This is a genomic window from Halorubrum zhoui, from assembly GCF_051194155.1.
GTDB lineage: Archaea > Halobacteriota > Halobacteria > Halobacteriales > Haloferacaceae > Halorubrum.
Map to the genome: position 1 here is coordinate 396,923 of NZ_JBLZNJ010000003.1, position 24,071 is coordinate 420,993.

Annotated in this window: 27 protein-coding genes, 1 tRNA gene and 1 pseudogene; 16 read left to right on the plus strand and 13 right to left on the minus strand. The window is 68.4% G+C overall.

Annotation, left to right across the window (positions count from 1 at the left end; all coding sequences use genetic code 11):
* Nucleotide 1 precedes the first annotated feature (1 nt).
* Nucleotides 2-523, plus strand: coding sequence for a CinA family protein (locus ACNTAO_RS06165; RefSeq protein ID WP_435161092.1), 522 nt, complete (start codon nt 2-4; stop codon nt 521-523).
* A gap of 39 nt (nt 524-562) precedes the next feature.
* On the opposite strand, the gene ACNTAO_RS06170 is transcribed toward ACNTAO_RS06165, so the two are convergent.
* Nucleotides 563-1,426, minus strand: coding sequence for an MOSC domain-containing protein (locus ACNTAO_RS06170; RefSeq protein WP_435161093.1), 864 nt, complete (start codon nt 1,424-1,426; stop codon nt 563-565).
* Nucleotides 1,427-1,492: 66 nt separating this feature from the next.
* Nucleotides 1,493-2,233: an archaeal proteasome endopeptidase complex subunit alpha gene (locus ACNTAO_RS06175; protein WP_435161094.1), complete on the minus strand. Its 741-nt coding sequence runs from the start codon at nt 2,231-2,233 to the stop codon at nt 1,493-1,495.
* Nucleotides 2,234-2,374: 141 nt separating this feature from the next.
* On the opposite strand from ACNTAO_RS06175, the gene ACNTAO_RS06180 reads away from it, so the two are divergent.
* From ACNTAO_RS06180 to ACNTAO_RS06190, 3 genes are read left to right on the plus strand one after another with little or no spacing between them, the layout of a single operon-like run.
* Nucleotides 2,375-3,826: a CARDB domain-containing protein gene (locus ACNTAO_RS06180; RefSeq protein ID WP_435161095.1), complete on the plus strand. Its 1,452-nt coding sequence runs from the start codon at nt 2,375-2,377 to the stop codon at nt 3,824-3,826.
* Nucleotides 3,819-4,526: an ABC transporter ATP-binding protein gene (locus ACNTAO_RS06185; protein ID WP_435161096.1), complete on the plus strand. Its 708-nt coding sequence runs from the start codon at nt 3,819-3,821 to the stop codon at nt 4,524-4,526. Before ACNTAO_RS06180 ends, ACNTAO_RS06185 begins: the two co-directional genes overlap by 8 nt.
* A gap of 29 nt (nt 4,527-4,555) precedes the next feature.
* Nucleotides 4,556-5,659 carry an ABC transporter permease gene (locus ACNTAO_RS06190; RefSeq protein ID WP_435161366.1) on the plus strand — a complete coding sequence of 368 codons (1,104 nt, stop codon included), beginning with the start codon at nt 4,556-4,558 and terminating at the stop codon, nt 5,657-5,659.
* Here ACNTAO_RS06190 and ACNTAO_RS06195 read toward each other — a convergent pair.
* The 4 genes from ACNTAO_RS06195 to ACNTAO_RS06210 all read right to left on the minus strand — a co-directional run bounded on the left by ACNTAO_RS06195 (nt 5,656) and on the right by ACNTAO_RS06210 (nt 9,882).
* On the minus strand, nt 5,656-6,411 hold the full coding sequence (locus ACNTAO_RS06195) for a competence/damage-inducible protein A (RefSeq protein WP_435161097.1): 756 nt from the start codon (nt 6,409-6,411) through the stop codon (nt 5,656-5,658). The genes ACNTAO_RS06190 and ACNTAO_RS06195 overlap by 4 nt on opposite strands.
* Before the next feature lie 82 nt (nt 6,412-6,493).
* Nucleotides 6,494-7,063, minus strand: coding sequence for a dihydrofolate reductase (locus ACNTAO_RS06200; protein WP_435161098.1), 570 nt, complete (start codon nt 7,061-7,063; stop codon nt 6,494-6,496).
* Nucleotides 7,063-8,091 carry a thymidylate synthase gene (gene thyA / locus ACNTAO_RS06205; protein ID WP_435161099.1) on the minus strand — a complete coding sequence of 343 codons (1,029 nt, stop codon included), beginning with the start codon at nt 8,089-8,091 and terminating at the stop codon, nt 7,063-7,065. Before thyA ends, ACNTAO_RS06200 begins: the two co-directional genes overlap by 1 nt.
* Nucleotides 8,092-8,253: 162 nt before the next feature.
* Nucleotides 8,254-9,882 carry a succinic semialdehyde dehydrogenase gene (locus ACNTAO_RS06210; protein WP_435161100.1) on the minus strand — a complete coding sequence of 543 codons (1,629 nt, stop codon included), beginning with the start codon at nt 9,880-9,882 and terminating at the stop codon, nt 8,254-8,256.
* A gap of 86 nt (nt 9,883-9,968) precedes the next feature.
* Between ACNTAO_RS06210 and ACNTAO_RS06215 the strand changes: the two genes are divergently transcribed.
* The 4 genes from ACNTAO_RS06215 to ACNTAO_RS06230 all read left to right on the plus strand — a co-directional run bounded on the left by ACNTAO_RS06215 (nt 9,969) and on the right by ACNTAO_RS06230 (nt 12,631).
* Nucleotides 9,969-11,099, plus strand: a complete 1,131-nt coding sequence (locus tag ACNTAO_RS06215) for an aminotransferase class I/II-fold pyridoxal phosphate-dependent enzyme (RefSeq protein ID WP_435161101.1) — start codon at nt 9,969-9,971, stop codon at nt 11,097-11,099.
* A gap of 1 nt (nt 11,100) precedes the next feature.
* Nucleotides 11,101-11,361: a hypothetical protein gene (locus ACNTAO_RS06220; protein WP_435161367.1), complete on the plus strand. Its 261-nt coding sequence runs from the start codon at nt 11,101-11,103 to the stop codon at nt 11,359-11,361.
* A gap of 67 nt (nt 11,362-11,428) precedes the next feature.
* Nucleotides 11,429-11,803 carry a translation initiation factor IF-5A gene (locus tag ACNTAO_RS06225; protein WP_435161102.1) on the plus strand — a complete coding sequence of 125 codons (375 nt, stop codon included), beginning with the start codon at nt 11,429-11,431 and terminating at the stop codon, nt 11,801-11,803.
* Between the two features lie 9 nt (nt 11,804-11,812).
* Complete coding sequence (locus ACNTAO_RS06230) at nt 11,813-12,631, plus strand: arginase family protein (protein WP_435161103.1); 819 nt, start codon at nt 11,813-11,815, stop codon at nt 12,629-12,631.
* Between the two features lie 53 nt (nt 12,632-12,684).
* On the opposite strand, the gene ACNTAO_RS06235 is transcribed toward ACNTAO_RS06230, so the two are convergent.
* Nucleotides 12,685-12,936, minus strand: a complete 252-nt coding sequence (locus ACNTAO_RS06235; protein WP_435161104.1) for a SelT/SelW/SelH family protein — start codon at nt 12,934-12,936, stop codon at nt 12,685-12,687.
* A 98-nt stretch (nt 12,937-13,034) separates the two neighbouring features.
* On the minus strand, nt 13,035-14,618 hold the full coding sequence (locus ACNTAO_RS06240; protein ID WP_435161105.1) for an amidohydrolase: 1,584 nt from the start codon (nt 14,616-14,618) through the stop codon (nt 13,035-13,037).
* 119 nt (nt 14,619-14,737) lie between these two features.
* Here ACNTAO_RS06240 and ACNTAO_RS06245 point away from each other — a divergent pair, with 119 nt between their 5' ends.
* Nucleotides 14,738-15,187, plus strand: coding sequence for a universal stress protein (locus ACNTAO_RS06245; protein ID WP_435161106.1), 450 nt, complete (start codon nt 14,738-14,740; stop codon nt 15,185-15,187).
* 2 nt (nt 15,188-15,189) lie between these two features.
* Here the strand turns inward: ACNTAO_RS06245 and ACNTAO_RS06250 are convergent, their stop codons facing one another.
* Nucleotides 15,190-15,756 (minus strand): peptidylprolyl isomerase, encoded by a 567-nt coding sequence (locus ACNTAO_RS06250; protein WP_435161107.1) that lies wholly within the window; start codon nt 15,754-15,756, stop codon nt 15,190-15,192.
* 131 nt (nt 15,757-15,887) lie between these two features.
* Between ACNTAO_RS06250 and ACNTAO_RS06255 the strand changes: the two genes are divergently transcribed.
* Together ACNTAO_RS06255 and truA are read left to right on the plus strand one after the other, a co-directional pair.
* Nucleotides 15,888-16,325 carry a universal stress protein gene (locus ACNTAO_RS06255; protein ID WP_435161108.1) on the plus strand — a complete coding sequence of 146 codons (438 nt, stop codon included), beginning with the start codon at nt 15,888-15,890 and terminating at the stop codon, nt 16,323-16,325.
* Between the two features lie 4 nt (nt 16,326-16,329).
* Nucleotides 16,330-17,196 (plus strand): tRNA pseudouridine(38-40) synthase TruA, encoded by an 867-nt coding sequence (truA, locus tag ACNTAO_RS06260; RefSeq protein WP_435161109.1) that lies wholly within the window; start codon nt 16,330-16,332, stop codon nt 17,194-17,196.
* A 43-nt stretch (nt 17,197-17,239) separates the two neighbouring features.
* Here truA and ACNTAO_RS06265 read toward each other — a convergent pair whose 3' ends face one another.
* Nucleotides 17,240-17,830: a TrmB family transcriptional regulator gene (locus ACNTAO_RS06265; RefSeq protein WP_435161110.1), complete on the minus strand. Its 591-nt coding sequence runs from the start codon at nt 17,828-17,830 to the stop codon at nt 17,240-17,242.
* Nucleotides 17,831-18,124: 294 nt separating this feature from the next.
* Here ACNTAO_RS06265 and ACNTAO_RS06270 point away from each other — a divergent pair, with 294 nt between their 5' ends.
* Nucleotides 18,125-18,976, plus strand: a complete 852-nt coding sequence (locus ACNTAO_RS06270; protein WP_435161111.1) for an NAD+ synthase — start codon at nt 18,125-18,127, stop codon at nt 18,974-18,976.
* A gap of 49 nt (nt 18,977-19,025) precedes the next feature.
* On the opposite strand, the pseudogene ACNTAO_RS06275 reads toward ACNTAO_RS06270, so the two are convergent.
* Nucleotides 19,026-20,449: pseudogene (locus ACNTAO_RS06275) on the minus strand (M28 family peptidase).
* A 110-nt stretch (nt 20,450-20,559) separates the two neighbouring features.
* On the opposite strand from ACNTAO_RS06275, the gene ACNTAO_RS06280 reads away from it, so the two are divergent.
* Nucleotides 20,560-20,630: transfer RNA gene (locus ACNTAO_RS06280), tRNA-Gly, on the plus strand.
* 210 nt (nt 20,631-20,840) lie between these two features.
* Here ACNTAO_RS06280 and ACNTAO_RS06285 read toward each other — a convergent pair.
* Nucleotides 20,841-21,218, minus strand: a complete 378-nt coding sequence (locus tag ACNTAO_RS06285; RefSeq protein ID WP_435161112.1) for a hypothetical protein — start codon at nt 21,216-21,218, stop codon at nt 20,841-20,843.
* Nucleotides 21,219-21,270: 52 nt separating this feature from the next.
* Here ACNTAO_RS06285 and ACNTAO_RS06290 point away from each other — a divergent pair, with 52 nt between their 5' ends.
* The 3 genes from ACNTAO_RS06290 (at nt 21,271) to ACNTAO_RS06300 (ending at nt 22,454) form a co-directional block, all read left to right on the plus strand.
* Nucleotides 21,271-21,570 (plus strand): AbrB/MazE/SpoVT family DNA-binding domain-containing protein, encoded by a 300-nt coding sequence (locus tag ACNTAO_RS06290; protein WP_435161113.1) that lies wholly within the window; start codon nt 21,271-21,273, stop codon nt 21,568-21,570.
* Complete coding sequence (locus ACNTAO_RS06295) at nt 21,567-22,004, plus strand: PIN domain-containing protein (RefSeq protein ID WP_435161114.1); 438 nt, start codon at nt 21,567-21,569, stop codon at nt 22,002-22,004. The genes ACNTAO_RS06290 and ACNTAO_RS06295 overlap by 4 nt, the downstream gene beginning before the upstream one ends.
* Nucleotides 22,005-22,187: 183 nt before the next feature.
* Nucleotides 22,188-22,454 (plus strand): hypothetical protein, encoded by a 267-nt coding sequence (locus tag ACNTAO_RS06300; protein WP_435161115.1) that lies wholly within the window; start codon nt 22,188-22,190, stop codon nt 22,452-22,454.
* Nucleotides 22,455-22,744: 290 nt separating this feature from the next.
* On the opposite strand, the gene ACNTAO_RS06305 is transcribed toward ACNTAO_RS06300, so the two are convergent.
* A complete protein-coding gene (locus ACNTAO_RS06305; RefSeq protein WP_435161116.1) occupies nt 22,745-23,755 on the minus strand; it encodes an SDH family Clp fold serine proteinase in 1,011 nt (336 codons plus the stop codon).
* Nucleotides 23,756-24,071 lie beyond the last annotated feature (316 nt).

Here is a 24,071-nt window from a genome sequence, read left to right on the forward strand (position 1 = left end):
CGTGACCGACGACGCACCCGACGACGAGCCGGCAGTCCTGCTCGGCGAGCTGCTCACCGACCACGACGAGACGCTCGCGGTGGCCGAGTCGCTGACGGGCGGACTCGTCGGCTCGCGCGTGACGGACGTCCCCGGCTCCTCGGCCTACTTCGACCGCGGGTACGTGACGTACTCGAACGACGCCAAACTCGAGACGCTCGGCGTCGACCGAGAGGCGCTCGACGCGCACGGCGCGGTCAGTGCCCCGGTCGCCCGTGCGATGGCCGCCGGCGCGCGGGACCGTGCCGAGACGACGTGGGCCGTCTCGACCACCGGGATCGCGGGGCCGACCGGCGGGACCGACGAGAAACCCGTCGGATTGGTGTACGTCGGCATCGCGTACGCGGCACCCTGGGGGACGGAGGCGTCGTTCACCCGGAGCGTTCGTGCCGAGTTCTCGGGGGACCGCGACGCGGTGAAGCGGGCGAGCGCCGACCGAGCGCTCGCCGAACTGCTCGCGGCCGTTCGTGACCGTACGGCGTGAAGCGGGTCCGCCTCGCGTGTCGGCCGCCGGTTCGGTCGGTCACCCGTCGAACGGGACGGTCCCCTCGACGCGTACGCGGTCGCCAACCGCTACCGTGGTCCCCCACGACGCCGTCGGCACGACCGTGTTCACCATGAGCCGAAAGTCGTGGTCGAAGCGGTCGCTCTCCGTCCACGACGGGCGCGTCTCGCGCCGTCGCTCGACGAACCGTGTCCGGAACGCCTCGAGCGGCTCGCCGGTGTCGGGGTGTCGCGACGGGACGACACACCGCTGGCAGGGGTTGACCCCGAGCACCGTCGCCTCCCCGGCGGTGACGCGGACGGCTTCGCCGTGGTCGGCGAAGAGCCGATCCTCGAAGAACGCCGGGCAGTCGCCCAGCACGACGTTGGGACGGAACCGTCGACGGACCTCACGGGCGTCGGCGATCGCGTCGAACCACGACGCGACGGCCACGAGCGTTCCGTCGCTGGTCACCGTCGGGCCAGGAGCGGCGCGGTCGTCGGGAAACCCGGCGGGATCACGGACGAGGTCGACCGCGTAGCCGAGGTACGCGCCGACCCACGCCGCCAGCGCGTCGCGCTCTTCGGGCAGGGTGAACGTGGCCGCGTCGGCGTCGACGTCGTCCGTCGCCGGACGCTCTAGCGTGACGGCCGTGGGCGTCGCGTCGGCCGGTCCGGCGAGTTCGTAGCTCGCGTGGAGTCGATGGATCGCCGGCTCGCTCTTGCCGTTGACGTAGCCGCCGCCACCGCCGACGGAGGCGGTCTCGGGGTCGACGCCGGCCTCCACGAGTGCGTACGAGCGATCGCCCCGGAGGACCCCATTGGAACCGAGCACAGCCCGGTCGACGGTGACCCCGTCGAGCGACTTGATGGGATACGCGACGAGGCCGTCGAGACGAGTCATGTCGGGCGTTCGACCCGCCCGGACAAAAACGTCGCTCCGGCCGGAGCCGCACCTCGGGCCGCGGCGTCACTCGGCTTCGTCGTCGTCGGTCTCCAGCCCGGCAGCCGCGTACGCGTCCGCGACCTCGTCTTCGGGCACCGGTCGATAGCCGTCCGCTTCGGTGATCGTCGCGACGGCGAGGTCCGCGGGACCGAACTCGTCGTCGTGTTCGGCGAGTGCGCCGACACAGAGTTCGATGCCCGCCGCGAGCGAGAGGTCCGGCTCCCACTCGTCCTCGAAGACGCCCTGGATCGTCGACCGCCCGCCGCCGATGACGGTTGCCTTCCACTCGTTCGGCGTGCCGGAGGGGTCCGCGGCGAACAGGCGGGGGTCGCCGTCGTCGATCCCGCCGATGAGCAGCGCCGCGCCGTAAGGACGGGTCCCGCCGCGCTGGGTGTTCTCCTGGATGTGGTCGGTGACGAACTTCGTCAGCGTCTCGACGCCGACCGGCTCGCCGTACCGCAGGCGGTTCCCCTGCGCCTGGCGGCGAGCGAGGTCGATGAGCTGACGCGCGTCGGCGACGTGGCCCGCGCTCGCGGTGCCGAGGTGGTCGTCGAGCTTGTGGAGCTTCTCGATGCTCTCGGCCTCCATGAGCGAGGAGGTCGCCTGCGACATCGCCACGAAGACGACGCCGTCTGCGGTTCGGACGCCGAGACTCGGGGCCCCACGAGAGACGGCCTCGCGGGCGTACTCGACCTGGTAGATCCGTCCGTCCGGGGAGAACAGGGAGGTACCGCGGTCGTACGCCTGCTGGTCGTTACCGCCCATCATCGACGTCCACCCGCTCGCGCGGTGGCGAGGTAATCCATTACGAGTAATTACGCCGCACGGTTGAAAAACCCTGCTCAACCGGTACGTTCCCGCGTCCACGACGAGTATATGCGTCACGAGCGCGTATCGACGGACAACGTGGATTCGAACCCCTTCCCGCCGCTGCTGGTCGCGGCCCTCGTGGCGGTCGCCGCCGTAGGCGCCGCCGGTGCCGTCCCGGACGCGAGGGTCACCGTCGACGCGGTCACCGTCACCCCGGGTGAGCCCGTCGTCGGCGAGCGCACCGCACTCAACGTGACGGTCGCCAACTCCGGCGGCAGTCCGGCCGCCGGCGAGGTGACCGCAGTTCGGCTCCTCGACGCAGACGACACCACCCTCGACGAGGCGTCGACACCGGGGGCACTGTCGCCCGGCGACACCCTCGAGACGAAGCTCTGGACGTCGTTCGAGACGCCCGGCGAGCACCGACTCACCGTCGAGGTCGTCGCCGACGAGGCTGTTGGCGACGGCGAAGACGCCAATCCGAACGACCCGCCGACCGTGACGGTCACCCGCGACGTCGTCGTCGACGTCGCCCCAGCGGAGCCATCGATCGCGCTTCGAGCGCGACCGCTTGCACCGGAGGACTTACGCACCGACGAGGACGACGGCGGCGTCGACGTCGGGGGCGTGAACGGTATCGACGGCATTCTCGGTGGCGGCGGTGGCGGCCTCGAAACTGGCGACGACGACGAGGCGATGGCGACAGCGATGGACGGCCCCGTCGCCGTGACCGTGGTGAACACGGGCACCGTCCCCGCGGAGCGAGTGAGCGTGACCGCGTCGGGGGCTCCGGTCGCCGGGACCGGTCCACTCGATGCCGGCGGGAACGCGACGACAGATGACGCGGCAGCGGCCGCAGACGACGCCGGCGAGGACGCGTTCACCGCCGGGCCGTTCGTCGTCGAAGACGTCGCGCCGGGCGACGAGCGACGGGTCGTCGTCGACCTCGGCTCGCTCTCCCGCCAGACCGACGTGACGTTCACCGCCGCCTTCCGTGCGAGCGCCGGCCCGCCGACGACCGACGGCGCGGCCACGAGCGCGACCGCCGACCTCGTGTACCCGCAAAGTGCGGGGCAGCCGGTCGTCACCGACGCGACCGTGACCCGCACGAGCGAGGACACGATGGCGATCGACGCCAACCTCGCGAACGCCGGTGGTCCCGAGATAACCGGCGTCGTCGTCTCCGTCCGCGACGCCCCCGGCGTCGCGGCGACGCCTGCGGGCGGCGGGTACTTCGTCGGGGGCGTCGCGAGCGACGACTTCGTGCCGTTCGAGCTCACCGTGGACGCGAACGCGTCGGTCGCAGAGACGGTCCCGGTCGAGATCGCGTACACCGACCGCGGCGTGCGCTACGTCGAGACGGTGTCGCTCGAGACGCCGGCGCCGCAGTCGACGAACGAGTCCGCAGCCGGGACGGCGACCGTCTTCGGCAGCGCCGGGTCCATCGGAGTCCTCGGGGGAGCGCCGGCCGGCGTCGTCCCGCTGTTGGTTGCCGTCGGCGGACTCGCGGCCGTCGTCGGCGCCGTCGTTCGACGACGAGATGTATAGCGTCTCGCTCCGCGGCGTCGAGAAGCGCTACCCGGGTGGGGGTACGGAGCCCGTGATCGCGCTCGACGACGTCGACTTCGCGGTCGAACCCGGCTCGTTCGTCGCCGTGGTCGGCCCGAGTGGGTCCGGGAAGTCGACGCTGCTCAACGTCCTCGGGCTGTTGGACGACCCGACCGCCGGCGAACGACGCCTCGACGGGACCGACGTGACGAGCCTCTCGGTTCGCGAGCGGACGGCCGCCCGAAAGGAGTCGATCGGCTTCGTCTTTCAGGACTTCCACCTGCTGCCGACGCTCACCGCGGTCGAGAACGTCACCCTCCCGACGACGTTCGACTCAGGTACCGCCGACGACCGGGCCGCGACGCTCCTCGACCGGTTCGGGCTCGGCGACCGACTCGACCACGAGCCGACCGAACTCTCGGGCGGGCAAAAACAGCGGGTGGCTATCGCCCGGTCGCTCATCAACGACCCCGCCGTGCTACTCGCCGACGAGCCGACCGGCAACCTCGACACCGAAACCGGCGAGTCGATCCTCGCCGAGTTCGAGCGGGTCAAACGGGAGGGCGTCGCCGTCGTCGCCGTCACCCACGACCCGATCGTCGAGTCGTTCGCCGATCGGGTCGTCGAACTCAGAGACGGCGTGCTCTCGCCCGGAACCGACGAGGAAGCATCGGACCGGAGCGTGCGAGGTGAGCCGTGAGCCTCGGGGCGTGGCGGTCCTCGGTGGCGATGGCGGCGCGGAACCTCCGACGAAACCGGGTGCGGACGGTGCTCGCGGTGTTGGGCGTCGCTATCGGCGTGTTCGCCGTCGCGACGCTCGGCGTATTCGGCAACGTTCTGGCGCTCGGCGCTGACGACGCGATCGGTGACATCGGCACGCAGGTGGTCCTCTCGCCGAACGCCGACGCCGGCGTGGAGTCGCTCACCGACGCCGACGTCACCGCGATCCGTCGCGCCGTGGGGGAGCCAGCCGTGGTTCCGCTCCGCTCCGACGGGGCGATCGTCTCCGGTGCCACCGACCAGCAGTTTGCGACGGTGTACGGCGTCGAACAGCCCGGCCTCGCGTTCACCGCGGCCACCGGATCGCTGCCGGAGCGACACCGAAACGGCGCGATCGTCGGCGCGAGCGTCGCCGAGAGCCTGGGCCTGGCGGTCGGTGACCGCGTCGAGGTCGCCGGGGCCCAGACCCGGGTCGTCGCCGTCCTCGCCGAGAGCCAGACGTTCAGTCCGGTCGCCCCCGACGACGCCGTCTTCCTCCCCGAGTCGGCGTTCGCGGGGACCGGCTACGACCAGGTCCTCGTCGTGGCCGACTCCGGGACGGCAGCGCGCGCCGCCGCCGAGTCGATCCGCGAGTCGGTGAACGCCCGTGAGTCACGCGTCGACGTCTTCGAGCTGGCGGCCATCGTCGACGAGATCAACGAGTTCTTCGACCTGCTCGGGACGTTCTTGCTCGGGCTCGGCGGCATCTCGCTCGTCGTCGCCGGCGTCTCGATCCTCAACGTGATGTTGATGAGCACCGTGGAGCGCCGGCAGGAGATCGGCGTGATGCGCGCCGTCGGGGTGACCCGGCGCGACGTGCTTCGGGTCCTGCTCGCCGAGGCCGGACTCATCGGCGCGATCGGGGCGGTCGTCGGGACCGCCCTGACCGTCGTCGTCGTCGCCGGGCTCGTCGTCTCGACGCCGGCGGTCGACACCGAGGTGGTCCTCGACCCGTCGAACGGGACGTACCTCCTGTTGGCGCTCACGTTCGGCGTCGGCGTCGGGCTGGTGAGCGGCGCGTATCCGGCGTGGAAGGCCGCGAACGAGCGGCCCGTCGAGGCGCTCCGGAGCTAGCCGTCGGTAGCCTCCCAGTCGCGTGAGACCGGCTCCTCGCTCGCGTCGATCGCGGTCAACAGCCACGCCGCCGCGTCGTCGATCGTGGCCGCGTCGGTTCCGACGATCTTGAGCCGGTTGTGCTTCGCCGCGCGGTCCGGATAACAGCCGACCGTGACGTCGTACCGACGCATCACCTCCTCGAGCGACGGAACGATGTTCGCCTCCGGCTCGACGGTGTAGAGGAACCGCGACCGACGCTCACCGGCGAACTCGTCGGCGACGGACTCGAACATCGACGTGAGCTCGTCTGGAATCCCCGGAAAGACGTAGACGCCCTCGAGTACGCACCCCGGCGCGAGTCCGGCCTCGTTCAACAGCGGCCGACTCTCCGCGGGAAGCGCCGCCTCCGCGTCGACGTCGACGTCGACGTCGCGGTCTGGGACGCGCGCCTCGATCTCGGCGAGTCCCGCTTCCACGTCCGCGCGGACGACCGGCGACACCGTGAGGTCCCGGTCGAAGGCGTCCGCGACCGCCTCGACGGTCACGTCGTCCGGGGTTCCGCCGATCCCGCCGGTGACGATCACGCGGTCGAAGGCGTCGGCGTACGCCGCCACCCGCTCGGCTATCGTCGCCCGTTCGTCCGGCAGCGCGAGCACGCGCGGGACGGTCACGCCGCGGGCTGCCAGCCGCTCGGCGAGCCAGCTCGCGTTCGTGTTCACCGTGTCGCCGGACAGCAGCTCGTCGCCGACCGTGATCAGTGCAACGTCCATCGATCGTCACTCGTCGTGACGACGGGAGAGCGCTTCGGTGTGCGGGTGTCGGAGGCCGACGGTCGGTAGCCGGCGCGGCGTCTCACTCGCGTCGGTCGTAGGTGACGAACGCGAGGTCGTCGTCGGTCTCACGCGCCGTCTCCTCCCACGCGTCCTCGTCCCACGCCGGAAACTGGGTGTCCCCGTCCGGTCGCTCTGGAACCTCGGTCAACACCATCCGGTCGGCGATCGGGAGGAACGCCTCGTACACGCTCGCGCCGCCGACCACGTACACGGTCTCGACGTCGCGGTCGGCCGCAGCCCGGCGCCCGAGCGCGGTCGCCTCCTCTACGCCGCCGGCGACGACCACGTCGTCCGGGGCGTCGAGGTCCCGCGTGGTGAGGACGACGCTCGTCCGATCGGGCAGCGGCTCGCCGATCTGCTCGAGGATGCTCTCGTAGGTGACGCGGCCGAGCACGACCGGGTGGCCCGTCGTCAGCGTCTTGAAGTGTGCCAGGTCCCGTGGGTAGTGCCAGGGCATCCCGCCGTCGGCACCGATGACGCGGTTCTCGGCGACGGCCGCCACGACGACGAACGAGACGTCCCGCTCGTTCGGGTCGGCGCTCGGGTTCGTCTCGGTGTTGTCGGTCTGTGGAGCAGTGTCGTTGGGCATCACTCGGCCACCGCGAAGGAGAGTCCCTCCGCACAGTCGTACTCCACGAGCGAGACGTCCTCGTAGCGCAGCTCGTCGAGCGGGACGTCGGCGATCTCGAGACGGGGTCGTGCGCGCGGCTCACGCGAGAGCTGTTCGAGCAGCCCGGGGACGTGGTCGTACCCCGACTCGTCTGCCGGCTCCGTGGGAGCCGCCTCCTCCAGCCAGTTTCGCACGTCGCGATACGCCGCCCGCGTCTCGACGGCCGCCAGCCGCTCTTGGAGCGCTGGTAGGTTGTCGGCGTACCACTCGCCGCGTGCGCCCTGCCCGCAGTAGACGTGGGCGTCGACGATGGTGTGGCCGAACTCGCCCACGTCGAAGTCGGTCCGCTGTGCGATCGCTTGTGTGAGCAGGGCGTAGGCCGCGAGATTGAACGGGACGCCGAGCGCGATATCGCCGGAGCGCTGGGTGAGGTGGACGTTCAACCGTCCGTCTTGGACGGTCACCACGAACGTGTAGTGACACGGCGGGAGCGTCGAGACGGCCGCGTTGGCGGGGTGCCAGGCGTTCACGACCATCCGTCGCGAGTGCGGATCCTCGCGGAGGGTGTCGAGGACGTACCCGATCTGGTCGAACACGCGGCGCTCGGTGCCGTCAGGGGCGGTCTCGACGTACACCCAGCGGTTCGCGTCGTCGGGCCACGACTCGCCGTCGAGCGTCGCATCGTCGTCCGGCACGGGGAATCGTCGCCAGAAGCGGCCGTACGCGGTGTCGAGCCGTCCCGCCTCGTCGGCCCACGCGTCCCAAATCTTCGTCTCCTCGCGCAGCGAGCGGATGTGCGCTTCGCCGGAGAGGTACCAGAGCACCTCGTGGATGAGCGAGTTCCACCGGTAGCCGTCCATCCGCTTCGTGGTGAGAAGCGGGAAGCCTGCGGCGAGGTCGACGGTGTAGTGTGCGCTGAACGTCGCGATCGTGTCCACGCCGGTTCGGTTCGGCTTGTACGCGCCCGCAGCGAGCGCGTCGTCGACGAGGTCGTGATACTGTCTCATGGTGTGGGGTGACGTCGGCGCGCGAGGCGCCGCGGCGGTCGGATACGCGTACTGTGCTCGCCATCGGGCATAAGGCTGCGGGACGACGCCGCGGGCGAGCCGGCGCGCCGGCAGCGCGTGTGACCTACCGGTCGGCGACCGTACTCACTCTCGGGGGTGACGTCAGTCGCTGACGGTCCGTTTCACGCGGCGTGTCGCCCTCCGGACCGCCCCCGAAACGCGGCGGGCGCCCGACGCCGCCGCGAGCGATCCGGCGACGATCCAGCCGGTCGGGACCCGATCGGGGAAGACGAACGGCCCGACGCGGGAGACGCTCACCGTCCGTGGCTCGAGGAACCGCCGAATCCCCTCGGGACCGTGACGCCGCCCGATTCCGGAGTCGCCGACGCCGCCCATCGGCGCGTCGCGCGCGCCCCACCCGGAGAGGATCCCATCGTTCACACAGACCGTCCCGCAGTCGATTCGGCGTGCGACCGCCTCGCCACGAGCGGTGTCGCCACACCAGACACTCGCGTTGAGGCCGTACGGCGAGTCGTTCGCCGCCGTGACCGCCGCGTCGGCGTCGGCGACCGGGGTGACGGAGACGACCGGGCCGAACGTCTCCGCACAGGCGACCGTCGCGTCCGATTCGACGTCCGTCAGCACGGTCGGCTCGAAGCAGTGTGGCGCGACGTCCGGTCGGTGTCGACCACCCGTCTCGACGGTCGCCCCGCGATCCCGCGCGTCGTCGACGTGTGAGCGAACGCGGTCGAGCTGGGCGGCGTCGATCAGCGATCCGACGTCGGCGTCGTAATCGTACGCGGTGCCGAGCGTCAGTCGGTCGGTCTCACGGACGAACGCCTCGAGGAAGGCGTCGTAAACGGATTCGACGACGTAGAGCCGCTCGGCGGAGAGACAGAGCTGTCCCGCGTTCGAAAAGCACGCCTGGACCGCGCCGCGGGCGGCCGTCTCGAGGTCGGCGTCGGCGAGCACGACGAGCGGGTTGTTACCGCCGAGTTCGAGCGAGCAGTCGATCAGGTTCTGGCCCGCCCGGGCGGCGACCGCCCGGCCGGTCTCGGTGCTCCCGGTAAACGCCACGTGGTCGACGTGGTCGACGAGCGCCGGGCCGGCCGTCTCGCCCCTCCCGGTGACGACGGTGAGCACCCCCTCGGGGAGCCCGGCCGCTTCGAGCAGCTCGGCGAGCGCCAGGGCGGTGTACGGCGTCTTCTCGTCCGGCTTGAGCACGACCCCGTTGCCGGCGAGCAGCGCGGGGAGGACGTCGGCGGCTGCGAGCGTCATCGGGTAGTTCCACGGAGAGATGACGCCGACGACGCCGACGGGGTCGTACGTCACCGTCGCGGTCGTGAGCCCGGGGATCGCGGCTCCCCGCCGCTCGTCGCCCACCACCGCCGGGCCGCTCCCGACGAGGTACTGACACGCCATCGGCACCTCGAGGATCTCCTCGGCCGCGGTGCGCCGGGACTTGCCGGTCTCGAGCTGGAGGAGGTCGAGCAACTCCGCTCGGTGCTCCGTCACTCGGTCGGCGAAGCGGTCGAGGACGGCCGCCCGCTCGCGCGCCGGACGGTCGGCCCACGCCGATCCCGCACTCGACTCGCGGACCGTCTCGACCGCCCGTGCGACGTCGTCGGCCGCAGCAGCCGGAACGCGCCCGACCCGCTCCGTCGTCGCCGGCGCGGTGACGTCGATCGGGTCGTCGTCGCCGCCGACGGCGCCGTCGGCGAGTGCGGCGAGCCGCTCTGGCGACAGCGTCGAGGCGGCCGCAACCGCGGTCGGCGGGGTGTCCGTAGCCATCGAGTAGCCATGGTCGCGCCGGCGGCAAAGCCGTGTCGGCCGCGAACGACCGCAGCACCTAACTCGACGCCGAGCGCACAGGAGTCATGGACATCGACCCGTTCGGGCTCGAGCGGTGGTTCGCAGCGTACGAGCACGAGGCCGACGTCATGCTGGCCGAAAGCGGGATTCGGTCGCTCGAAGCCAGTCGATTCGACCTCGATCCGGGCACGATGGAGTACGTGATCCCAACCAACGGCGACCCGGTGTTTCGCGCACGGGTCGGCGAGCGGTACGGCCGCAGCGCGGACGAGGTGCTGTTCACCTGCGGCACCCAGGAGGCGAACTTCCTCGCGTTCCTCTCGCTCGTGGGATCGACGGATCCCGTCGGCGAGGACGGGATCGGTTCGGGGTCACACGCGGTCGTCGTGACCCCGACGTACCAGGCGCTCCACGCGGTCCCAGAGGCGTTCGGCGAGGTGACCCGCGTAGCGCTCTCGCCGCCGACGTGGGAGCTCGACCCCGAGGCGGTCGCCGACGCCGTGCGCGAGGACACGGCGGTCGTCGTCGTGAACAACCCGAACAACCCGACTGGGCGCTATCACGACGAGGCGGTGATGCGGGCCGTCTACGACGTCGCCGTCGACCACGACGCCTTCCTGCTGTGTGACGAGGTGTATCGCCTGCTCGCAGACGACCCGCTCCCGCCGGTCGCGAGCTTCGGGGCACACGGCGTCTCGACGACGAGTCTGACGAAGGCGTACGGGCTGGCCGGGTTGCGGTTCGGGTGGATCGCCGGGCCGGAGCCGCTCGTCGAGCGCGCCTGGCGGTGGAAAGACTACACGACCATCTCGCCGGCGCTCGTTGGCCAACACGTCGCGAAGCAGGCGCTCGGCCGGCGCGAGGAGACGATCCTCGCGGAGAACCGCGAGCTGGCCGCGGCCCACCGCGAACGCGTCGCCGCGTGGGTCGACCGACACGACTTGTCGTGGCACGAGCCGGTCGGCGTGAACGCCTTCCCGACGGTTCCGGACGGGTTCGCGGACGCCCGCGACTTCTGTCGGACGGTCGTCGAAGACGCCGGCGTCGTGCTCGCGCCCGGCGACCTCTTCGGGTTCCCCGACCGCTTCCGGATCGGCTTCGGGTTGCCCACCGAGGAGCTCGAGACGGGGCTCGATCGGGTGAGTGGCGTCATCGAGACGAGACGGGCGGCGACGGCCGACGCGGGGGGTGAGTGACGTGGGCGTCGTCGGCGACCTCAGAGACGACGTCGTCGGGTTCGTCCGCGACCCGACGGACGAGCAGAAGGCGATGCTGGTCGCAATCGTCGCCATCGCGGTCGCTGACCGATACCTCCTCTGGCAGGAGTTCCCGTTCGTGGTGCGGACGACCGCGGCCGTCGGCGTCGGCTTTCTCGCGCTGTTCGCGGCGAGCTACCTGCTCACGGGACGATTCGTCCCGCCAGACGACGAGGCGGACGAAGAGTCGAGCGAGAACTGACCGGGGGCCGGTCACGGACGCCGCCGGGTTCCGTACCGTTTATACCTGCGCCCGAAGAATCCGGAGTATGCCGCGAGAGCAGAAGCAGGTCCGAGAACTTCAAGAGGGGAGCTACGTCATGATGGACGACTCGCCCTGCAAGATCAACCACTACAGCACCGCGAAACCCGGAAAACACGGGAGCGCGAAGGCCCGTGTCGAGGGGAAGGGGGTCTTCGACGAAAAGAAGCGCTCGCTCTCGCAGCCGGTCGACGCGAAGGTGTGGGTTCCGATCATCGAGCGGAAGCAGGGCCAGGTCGTCTCCGTCTCCGGTGACGACGCACAGGTAATGGACCTCGACACCTACGAGACGTTCACGATGCGCATCCCCGAGGGCGAGTCGTTCGCCTCGGACGATACGATCGAGTACCTCGAGTACGAGGGTCAGCGGAAGGTCGTCTAGCCGGCACAGATGTTCCCGGGCGCGAACGCCGACCGCGACGAGGCGGCGTACACGGTCGTCGGCGCGCCCCTCGACGTCACGACGACCTTCCGGCCGGGGGCCCGCTTTGGCCCCGACCGCATCCGACGGTTCGCCGCGGCTCACGACGATTACGACCACCACACCGAGACGCACTTTTCGGCGCTCGGCGTCCACGACGCCGGCGACGTGGCACCGTGGGACGACGTCCCCGCGTACCTCGACCACCTCGCCGCCGAACTCCGGAGCGTCCGGCTCGACGGCGCCGTGCCGCTTTTGCTCGGCGGCGAACACACGGTCACCTACGCCGGCGTCGAGGCCGTCGACCCGGACGTCCTCGTCGTCGTCGACGCCCACCTCGACCTGCGGGAGGCGTACGACGGCAACCGCTGGAGCCACGCCTGCGTGACCCGACGCGCGCTCGCGGTGGTCGACCGCGTCGTGGTCGTCGGCGCTCGGACGGGCTCGGCCGCCGAGTGGGACCGGGCGGCGGACACGGACGTCGACGTGGTCGGGCCCGAGGAGGCGCGCGCGTGGGTCGACGACCGCGCCGGCGACGACCGCTTCGCCGGCGAGACGGCGTACCTCTCGGTCGACGTCGACGGAGTCGACCCCGGATTCGCGCCCGGTACCGGGACGATGGAGCCGTTCGGGCTTCACCCGCGAGTGGTCCGCGACCTCGTTCGCGCAGTCGCGCCGCACGCCGCGGGATTCGACGTCGTCGAGGTGAACGACCGCGACGACGGCCAGGCGGCGGCCCTCGCCGGACGACTCCTCCGCGCGTTCGTCTTCGCTCACGCGGCTGCGTGACCCGCGGCGGTCGTCTTCCGTCAGTGCGGGGCCCGAGCCGGTCGCCGGCTCGCTCAGGCCCCCTCAGAGAGGCGGGTTCTGGCGGCCGATACCGCCTCCATCGAGTCGATCCACTCGCGGGGATTCGTACACCAGATGCGGTCGCCCTCGACGCTGACACAGAACACCGACTCCGCGGACGGCGAGAGAGTGACGGCGTCGACGTCTGGACGGTCACCGAGGTAGGCGTCGATCAGGCGTCGTGCCGTCTCTGCCTCAGAGCGGAGGCGGTTGCCGGAGGCGTACTCGATGGCTATCTCTGCCATACGCGACGTACGAACTACACGATTAATAACTAACGTTTTCGGGCAGCGATTGCGGGAACCCGCGTGAGTCGTCCGCCGGGCGTCCACACGGTGAGTCCCTACCGCGCGTCGTAGACGACCGTACCGTCGACGACCGTCATCGCCACGTCGACGTCACAGATCGCCGACGCCGGGTCCCACGGCGACTCCTCGAGCACCACGAAGTCGGCACACGTGCCTCGCTCGAGCGCGCCCAGTCGATCCTCGTCGAAGCCGGCGTACGCCGCACCGGCGGTGTACGCCCGGAGCGCCTCGGTAACGGTGAGTCGTTGAGACTCGGCCGGCGCAGTGACCGCACAGTGGACGCCGTACAACGGGTCCATCGGCATCCCGTCGGAGCCGAACGCCAGCCGCACTCCCGCGTCGAGCATGTCGCGGTACCGGTTCGTCCGGGCGGTGCGTGCGGACCCCAGCCGGGCCTCGTAGAGGCCGCCGTCGCCGGCCCACTTCAGGAAGTTGGGCTGCACGCTGGCGACGACCCCCGTCTCGGCGAGCCGCTCTATCGCGGCGTCGCCGGCGAGTTCGGCGTGTTCGATCCGGTGACGGGCAGTCCCTGGGTCGTCGACCGCGTCGGTCTCGTACGTGTCGAGCACCGCGTCGACGGCCGCGTCGCCGATGGCGTGGGTGGTGAACTGGTAACCAGCGTCGGTCGCGGCGGCGACCCACTCGCCGAGGGCGTCCGGGTCGACGACCCACTGGCCGGTCTCCCCTGGCGCGTCGGCGTACGGCTCGGTGAGCTTCGCCGTCCGGCCGCCGAAGCTCCCGTCGGAGAACGACTTGATCGCGCCCGTCCGAACGAACGCCGACCCCGCGTTCGTCGGCAGTCCCGCTGCCTGCACCGCGTCGAGGTGGTCGGTCCAGTAGTTGATCCGGACCCGAGCGGTCAGCTCGCCCGCCGCCTCGAGTTCGCGGTACACCCGCGGTGCGTGTGAGTCGCGGACCATGTCGTGAAACGCCGTGATCCCCCGCTCGCGACACAGCCTGAGTCCTGCCTCGACTTCCGCACGGGTTCCCTCGACGCCTGGCTCGACCGCCTCGTAGATCGGGTCGATGGCCGCCTCGAACAGGACCCCCGTCGGGTCGCCGTCGGCGTCCGTCTGGACGGTCCCCGACGGGGCAGCCGCGAGGGCGTCCGCGAACCGCTCGAGTGCGACCTCGTTGATCGCCGCGACGTGCATGTCCTCACGGAACGCCGCGACGGGTCGGTCCGTCGAGACGCGGTCGAGGTCCGCACGGGTCAGGTACCGGTCGTCGGTCCACGTCGACTCGTCGTACCCGTACCCGAGCACCCAAGGAGCGCTCGGCACCGATTCGGCGGGATCGGCCGCGTCGACGGCGGCGGCACGCTCGGCCAGACGGTCGACCGCGTCCGCGGGCGAGTCGGCAACACCGAGGTCGGCGTGGACGAGCGAGCGCCCGACGGTCGTGAGGTGCGTGTGTGCGTCGACGAACCCCGGGAGCAGCGTTCGACCCGCCAGGTCGACCACGTCGGTGTCGACGCCGACCAGGAACTCGACGTCGTAGGTGGTCCCGAGCCGGCAGACGCGGCCGTCTCGCACGGCGACTGCGTCGACGGTCTCGTCGGGGTCGGCGAGCGTGTGGACCGCACCGTTACAGAAGACGCGGTCGGCGGCTTCGGTCATAGCCACCGTCGCCGCCCGGAGCGATTAATGGTTTGGGAGCCCGGTCGGCGGCGGTGCAGACTCCGTGCCAGCGAGAACCAGGCGGACGATTTATGCGGGATTCGGCCGAAACGTGTGGTATGTACGATACGATACTGTTCCCGACCGACGGCACCGAGGGCGTCGACCGTGCGACCGACCACGCGATCGACGCCGCGGACCGCTACGACGCGACGCTTCACGTCCTGTACGTCGTCGATATGGACGTCGTCAACGCCTACCCGGGCGACGAGTTCGTCCGCGGCGCCGAGGGCGCCGAAGAGACGCTCGAAGACACCGGGCGGACGGCGCTCGACGCGGTCGCGGCCCGCGCCGAGAGCGCCGGTGTCGACGTCGTCACGCACCTCGGCTACGGCACGCCTCACGAGGAGATCCTGCGATACGTCACCGAGGAAGCCGTCGACCTCACGGTGATGGGGTCGAAAGCGCACTCGGGAGAGTACCGGCAGCTACTCGGGTCGGTGACAGAGCGCGTGTCACGGCAGTCGACCGCGCCAGTCAGCATCGTAAAGACGACCGTCGAGGGCTGAGTTTATGCGTCGACGGTGACGCGCTCGATGGAGACCGCCTCGCGCGGGGCGTCTTGGCGGTCGGTCGGCACCGAGCCGATCGTCTCGACGACGTCCATCCCGTCGACCACCTGGCCGAAGACGGCGTGTTTGCCGTCGAGGTGTGGCGTCGCCGCGAGCGTGATGAAAAACTGCGAGCCGTTCGTGTTCGGTCCCGAGTTGGCCATCGAGAGGATCCCGGGTCCGTCGTGGGTGAGATCGTCGTGGAACTCGTCGTCGAACTGGTAGCCGGGGCCGCCGCGACCGGACGCCAGCGGATCGCCGCCCTGGATCATGAAGTCGTCGATGACGCGGTGGAAGACGCCGCCGGCGTACAGCGAGTCGCCGCGCACCTCGCCGGTCTCCGGGTCCTCCCAGGTGGTGGTGTCGGGGGCGGGCTCGGCGTCTGCCGCCGGGTCGTGACGGGCCAGTCCGAGGAAGTTCTCGACGGTGCGCGGTGCGCGCTCCGCGAACAGCTCGAGTACGACGTCGCCGTGGTTCGTGTGGAGTGTTACCTGCGGATTCTCGGGGGTGGACACGTCTCGTCCCATACGTCACAGCAGGGTCGCCCCGCGGAAAACGCTGCCCATCCCAGCCGGATGGGTACCAGCCCACGCTGTGGTCGTGTCCCGTCCAGGAACCCGCCGGTAGCGTTTTGCGCCCACCGAGCACAGGCTGAGTCGTGTACGAGCACGTCCTCCTCCCGGTCGCACCGGAGAGCGTCGCCACCGACGCGATCCCGCACGCGAAGCGACTCGCGCGGCCGTCAGCTGCGACGGTCCACGTCGTCAGCGCGGTCGACGTCCCGCCGGGCGCGCGCTCGGCCTCGTGGTCGGACGCGGCCGCCCACCGAATCGAGTCGAGCGCCGAACGTCGCGTCGAATCGGTCACGACGACCCTCGAAGCCGCCGGCGTCGACACCGACGGAACCGTCGTCCGTGGCGACCCCCGTCGGGTCATCGCGAACGCGATCGACGACGTCGACGCCGACGTGGTCGTGATGCCGACCCACGCGCGAACCGGCCTCGAACGGTTCCTCCTCGGGAGCGTCACCGCACACGTCGTGCGCACCGTACCGGTGCCGGTGTGCACCGTGCCGATACGCGATACAGAGGCGTAAGCTGATGCGGGCGTACCGCGTCGCGTACGACGGCCGACCGTACGCGGGCTTCCAGCGACAGCCGCACGCAAAGACGGTCGAGGGGACGTTGCTCGCCGCCCTCGCAGATCACGACGTGCTCGACCCAGGAGATGGACCCACACACGCCACGCCACCGGGGTACGCCGCGGCCGGACGAACCGACGCCGGCGTTTCGGCGGTCGCACAGACCGTGGCGTTCGACGCGCCGACGTGGCTCAGTCCCCGCGCGTTCAACGCGACGCTTCCGGACGCGATCCGCGTCTGGGCGGCCGCCGACGTCCCGGCGACGTTTCACGCTACCCACGACGCGACCGCGAGAACGTATCGCTACCACCTGTACGCGCCCGTCGGGGGACTCCCCGACGACGAACCCGCGATCGACGAGGACCTGCTCGTAGCCGCGTTCGACCGGCTCTCCGGTGAACACGACTTCCACAATCTCACGACCGACGAGACGGGAACCGTCCGCGACGTGCGGACGACGGTGACGCGTTCGGGCGACGTACTGCACGTCGAGGTCGGTGCCGACGGCTTCCCGCGAGCGCTGGTTCGGCGGCTCGTCGCGGCCGCGACGCGGGTCGCACGGGGGGTCGCGGACTCGTCGCTCCTCGACCGGCTCCTCGAGCCGGAGCCCGTCCCCGGCGAGTACGGCGTCGGTCCTGCGCCCGCGACGCCGCTCGTGCTGTGGGACGTCTCGTACCCGGGCATCACCTTCGACGTCGACGAGACGGCGGCCCTGAGCGCCCGCGACGCCTTCGGGGCGCGACACCGCGACGCCGGTCGAGCCGCCGCCGTCACCGACGCGCTCTGTGCGCGGGTCGCGAACGCGGCCGACGCGTCGAGGCGGTGACTGCCCTCGCTGGCCCCGGGCGCTGTATCGCTGACCGCGGGGGTCAGTCGCTCGCCGACCGGCCGCTCACGGACTCCGAGGAGTCCGCCGTGGCGTCGACGACGGCCGTCGAGTCCTCGGGGACGGTCTCCATCGAGTCGACACGAAGCATCAGCGCGTTCCCATCGACGTCTGCCGCGTCGACGACGCCGACGAGCCGGAGACCAGCACTCGGGGTCGGCCCGACCCGCACCCGATCGCCGCGTTCGAACGTCCGGACCGAGCCACAGAGGACGACCTCGGCGCGACACAGCTCTGGGTTGGTCACACTCGAGAGGTCGATCGCCCTGACGGTGACCGACTCGACCCGGCTCCCGTTGCGCTCGACGGGAACCGACGCCGGATCGGACGTTCGCTCTCGACCGAGCGTCTCGTACGCCTCGTCGGTGGGGCGGTAGCCGCCGTCCGGCCCGGGGACGCCCTCGACGAGCCGGAGCGACCGCAGGCTCTGCATGCGGTTCCGGACGGTTCCGGGGTTTCTGTCGATCGCATCGGCGATTCGACGGCCACAGACGACGGCGTCGCCCCCCTCGGCCAGGTCCACGAGCGACGTCAGGATTCGCTCCTGACTCGAACTCAACGCTATCTGAGACATACACAGCACGTGCGTTGTTTGATGAATAAACGTTTGGTTATTAACTCCTAATATTGTTACACAGAGAATACAGTCCGATACTCGTGCAAATATCTATAATTCTGTTCTCCGTGGACGAACGTTCGGTTCGGCCCTCCGGAGCCGGCCTCCCACGGTGATGTGTGGGTCGTCGCCGGGCGAACAGTGATCGATTCATTACCCACCCGACGTGGCCGCGCCCGAACCCGCCCAACGAACGCCTTAAACAATACCCACGGAGCACCTAAGCCGCCGCAGGCGCGACGCCGACTCGACATGGACACGGCGACGCGAGACGGCACGGAGACGGATCGCGACACGGACCGACAGACGGACAGATCGCGACGGGTCGACCCGTCGAGGGCGCGCGAACGAGCCGAGTCGTTCCTCCGCGAGTCGGTCGGGTCCGCCGACGCGGCCGGGGTCGTGGTCAACCTGAGCGGCGGGCTCGACTCGACGGTCACCGCAGCGCTCGCCGTCGAGGCACTCGGCCCCGAGCGGGTGTACGGACTCGTCCAACCCTCCACGAAGCTGGGCGCGCATCACACCTGGGACGCCGAGGCGCTCGCCGACGCGCTCGGGATCGAATCCGATACGATCCACCTCCAGCCGTTGTTCGCTCAGTTCGGGGGTGTCGCACCGGACCGGTTCGAACTCCACGACCGACCGACGCTCGTCGGAAACGCGACCGCGCGGCTCCGGATGACGATGGCGTACCTCGCGGCGAACGCCGAGAACCGACTGGTGTGTGGGACGACGAACCGAAGCGAGCGGCTGCTCGGGTACCTGACGAAACACGGCGATGGAGCGGCCGACCTGCTCCCGATCGGTCACCTCTACAAGACGGAGGTCGAGGCGCTCGCCGTCGAGCTCGACGTGCCGCGCTTCGTGCGCGAGAAGCCCCCGACGGCCGGCGTCGTCGCGGGCCAGCGCGACGCCGAGGACCTCGGTGCCGACTACGACGTGATCGACCCCGTGTTGCGACTCGGCGTCGACGAGGGACACAGCGCCGAGACGATCGCCGCACAGCTCGACGTCGACCGCGACGTCATCGACGGACTGCTCGAGCGGTACCGGACGACCGCCCACAAGCGCCGACGACCCCCGATGCCGAGTCGGTCGTCATAACGGTGCAGTGCGGTCGGCGCTGAGCGGCCGAGGAACCGCCTCGGAGGGGTCAAGCCCACTCGGTCGGCCAGAGGTCGGCAGCGCGCATCCCCGTCTCGAAGTCGGCCTCGCGGAACGCCTCGGCGAGCGTCTCCGTGTCGACTCGCCCCGGCGACCGGGCCGGCGCCACGAACTCGGCGACGACGAGTGCGGCCAGCATCCCGTGTTCGCGGAGGTTCCGGTCATCGACCTTGTCGCGGGTGTCGGCGTGGGTGTGTCCCCAGCCGCGGCCGCGCTCGTCGGTGTCGCTGTGGAGCTGCAGCGAGGGGACCCCCCGCCTGAGGAACGGCCACTGATCCGAGAAGGGGTGGGGCGTCTCCTCGACCCGATCGGTCGACCGGTTGCCGTCGACACCGCCCGTGCGATGGCCGCAGCCGTCTCGGAGGTGTGTGTGAGCGCTCGGAGGTCGCGGCACCGCCCCGCCCCGTCGATGTTGACGACGCCGCGAATCCGCTCGAGGTCGGTAGTCGACGCGAGGTGTTCGGCACCGAGGAGGCCGACCTCCTCACAGCCGACGCCGACGACGTCCACGCCTATCGGGAGGTCGGCGCCCGCGAGGATCCGCGCCGCGGTCACGAGCGTGGCGATCCCACACCCGTTGTCGAGTGCCGCCTCTGCGATGTCGTGGCCGTCGTAGTGTGCGAGCAGCAACAGCCGCTCCTCGGTGGCAGGACCGAGCCGACCGACCACGTTCTGTGAGGTCCCCGGTCGCACCGACGCGTCGACGGACAGCGATGCGGTCCCAGCCGGTCCGTCGGTGTTCTGAGCGTACTCACGGAGCCAGCCGCCGGCCTCCGAGGAGACGCCGACTGCGACCGCTGGGGCCTCCTCACCGAAGGTGAGCGACCCCGTCGGCGGGAGCTGTCCGTCAACGTGGTTGACGAAGACGAAGCCGCCCGCGCCGGCCTCGACGGCGCACCCGAACGTCTCCATCCGGTGGACGAACCGCGAGCCCGGTGGCGTCGTCGTCGAGGCGACCGCGATGGCGTCGGTCACGTCGACGGCGTCGATCTCCGCGGGCGTCCCGTGGCCGACGTCGACGAGCTCGCCGGACACCGATCCGCTCGGGGTGTACGGCAGTGCCAACGCGGGAAACTCGCGCGTTCGGTCGGTCCCATCCGTGCCGGTCGTCGTCACGGACAGCGTCGCGTCCTCTCGCTCCCAGACCGACAGCTCGAACGACTCCGTGTGGACGGCCTGGACGCCGGCGTCTTCGAACGCGTCGGCGACGAGCGACGCCGCCGCACGCTCGCCGTCGCTCCCGGCCATCCGGCTCCCGATCGCGGTGAGATCGGTGAGGAATCGCCACGGCGCGTCGGTCGCCCACGTCCGGCCCAGGGTCGGGGCGAGCGCGCGATACTGTGCGGTCACCCGCTCGACCGCTCCGTCGTCGATGCTGCTTTGATCGTCGACCGTATCGGCGTCGTCGGTCACACCGCGTCTCTGTGCGCTGGAGACAAGACGGTTCGCGCCGTGGTCGTCGCTGGGTGCAGACAGCGCGCGACCGATTACTTGAAGTGTGGTGCTTCGGTATCAGCATTCGAGCACCGTTGGTCCAGTGGTAGGACATTAGCTTCCCAAGCTAATAGCCCGGGTTCAATTCCCGGACGGTGCATGTTTCAACGGGCTGCGAGACCGGTGAAGCGACTGTGGCCGTGTGACCAACACGACTGCGCGACACCCGGACACTAATTCGCCACACCCTCCCCAGCCGATTCCGTACGTATGCGACTGTGGCCGTGTGACCAACACGACTGCGCGACACCCGGACACTAATTCGCCACACCCTCCCCAGCCGATTCGCTCGTCGCCTGCGGCGACTCGCTCATCCCTCGCACGCGCTCGCGAGCCCGCCTGCGGCGCGCTCACGAGGCGCGCGCCACAGCATGGTGGGGTGGTCGCTGATCTGCTGACACGGTGCTGGCTCGGCCGGTTCCGGGTCGGTCGGTTCCGGGTCGGTCGGTTCCGGGTCGGTCGGTTCCGGGTCAGCCGGCCCCAGCGTGGGTAGCGTAAGTGCGCAAAACCACTCGCGAGCCGTCAGACGAGCCGTGAGTTGGATGGATGTGCGGAGGCCACGCCGGACGACTCCACTCGAGTTCGGGATGCCCGCTCCGTCGTCGTACGCCAGTCCACAGACGACCGTAACCGGGATCTGTTCGTCGGTCTGTCCGAACACGCGTGCCGATCCGGCGGTGGGCGGCATTCCAGAGATGTATTACAAAAGTAGAAGTATTACTAGATGCTACCCAGTACGCATGAGCGACGCAGAAGACGGAACCACGGTTACGGTTACGAAGAAGGGGCAAGCGACGATTCCCAAAGAATTCCGGGACCAGCTCCACATCGACACACCGGGGCGAGTGCGATTCGTCGAGAACGAATGGGGAGACGTCGTGATACGACCGGTAAAACGCCCGTCTGAGATCCGAGGGGCCCTCGCTACGTCCGAGGCCGGGCACGGTGAACGAACGGCCACTGAGATGCTCAGAGAAGAGCGCCAGCGGGACAGCGAGAAGCTGGACGCACCACGCGACCGGTCGGAAACTGACGAATGAAGGTCGTATTCGATGCCGAACCGCTCATCGCGTTTGCGTTCGATGAGCCCGGTGCAGGAGCTGTTGAAGACGTTCTCGACGGCGTCTACGACGGTGAAATTGACGGGTACGTCACGACGGTCAATCTCGCAGAATTCCGGTATGTCGCAGCGCGATTGCGTTCACCAGAGCGAGCGGACGCCCATATTGAGGACCTCAAGCAGATGGGTGTAACCGAATACGCGATTGACGACGTGTGGAAACTCGCCTCGGAGTTGAAAGCAGTGTACAGTCCGTCGCTCGGGGACGCGTACGCCGTCGCCGCCACGAAGCGGGAGGACAACGACGGGAACGATGTGACGCTCCTTGTCGGCGCTGACGACGACTATGATGACTTCGAAGAAACGGACGGATTCACGCACCTGATCGAACGGTTCCGAGACACACCCCCCTGAGGCGTGCGTGAGCGAGACGCCCGCACTGCGAGCCTACCGCTGAACAAAGGATCCGTAGTAAACTACCCTACCCTACTTCGCTCACCCCATACGGGGTTCGCTCGTTGAGGGTCTCGTCAGAAGCTTCGCTTCTGACTGCTAACCAGAAATCGGAGAAGTGTTACTGATATAAAATCAATATCAGTGGATATTGACATAGAAATGGAGCCAAATATTGATGAGGTACATGACCGGTTCAGGCAGGGGAAAGTACTCTTACCGGAAGAAATTGGGCTGTTAGTTAGACACGGTAGGTTGTCCACGGAAGAGTTACAATCACTTGACAAAACCGATCCCATGGAGCTGTCAGCAAAGCTTGAGAGAGCTAAAGAAACATCGTTAGAGATGGAAGAAGAGTCCGATGATATCGAACCTAGTGAGGGGTCCTCGCGGAGCACAGATCAAAGTTAGCAGACGGTCTAGAGGCTTGGATGTTTAATTAGTCGCCTGCGAGTGCGTCGGTGCTACGTATTCCGGTCACAAAACTTGGTCAACCCGCAGCGGGTCCGCGTCCGGCTCACGCCACGCGGCAGCGGGCGTAAGACGATGATCTGGCCGCACAGGGATTAGTGGCGTGGCTCTGACCGGTGGCCCACTACAACGGCCAAATGTGGTCGGCACAGTGTCCGACACGCGGCGAGGATATTCGGGAGTGACGAGCGGTACGGGTCAACTGAGATGGAACGAAGATCTACTTGATTCTAATCGCGGTCATCCGGTTGTGGTGGACCCGGAGGTGGCTGTTGGAGTCCGCCGTGTGATACCGACCCAGAACCGCCATTGCCACCTCTTTCATCCTTACTTAAACTAGACATATATGCTCGGCCAGCATGATTCTCGATTATTTTAGCTGTCTCTGTATGAACGTGAGTATGGGACGTGATGTGGTAAATCGAAAGGACAAGCTCCTGTAGTTGCTGATCATCTTCGAGAGATTGTACTTTGAAGCCAATGTCTTCTACGGTATCCTTGCTCAGTGGGCGTGAGTGAGTCTTAAATTCTTCCCAGTCAGAGAGCCTACTCGCCAACTCGGCAGCCTTCCTACTCGCATCACTTTCGTTGGCAAGCATATACGATTCTGCCCAGTTCAGTACCAACTCTTCAGATAGGCTAAGAGCCTGTTCGCATTCGGTGAGCAGACTCGGACCATACTGCCGGATTATTGGTGTCCAGTGGGACAGGTTTTGTTGATTCTCTTTGATTTCTTCTTTTGCTTGTTCGAACTGCGTGAGAACGGCCTGTGCCGGCACCGATCGCCGTCCGGTCGCAGTTGGAACAGTAATTTGTGGGTCGATCGGGCCTAGTGACGAGTGCTTCCCCATGACAATCTCGTCTGCGGCACAGCACATCATCGTCCCGGCCGACATCGCCGCATGAGGGACAATAATCCGAATATCTTCATACTTTTTTCTGAGGTAGTCGACCATTGCCTCAGCAGCACTGGGAGTACCCCCCGGAGTGTGGAGTATAAGATCGAGGTCGTCCCGCTCTAGCTGATAGATGACCTCCATCAGACCCTGAATATCTCCATCAGTCATAGAAAAGTCAGCAGATGGCTTGCTCAGATGGGTCCATCCACTGGAGTAAAGAATGACATCCCGCTCGGTGTAATCTGCGAGTTCGCTCAGGTACTCTCTTCGCAGCGTATCGTGTGGACCCGCATCACTAGCTTTTTCTTTTATTTCTTCAAGAACCTCGCCCCAGCTAGGCATTATGAATCAGACCGATTCGTTAGCTGCTTTTTCGAGGATTCATTCTGCGATTTGTATATATACTCGTCTACTTCGGCTGAGACTTGCTCGGATTTTTCAACGATCTCTTGAGACTCTTCTGTAATGGCTAATTCGTCTTCGTCCGGGAGGAGTCCCTCTAGCTCCGACTCGTACTTATCCCGAGTGGTCTCGTTTGACATAGTTTACCCAGGTAGGATGTTAGAGACGTAATACAAATTAGTTTCCCAACCGTGTTCGATCACCGGTTCCCTCTAAGATCCCGGACTGAGCACATATTCGGCAAGTCGCTTCCGTC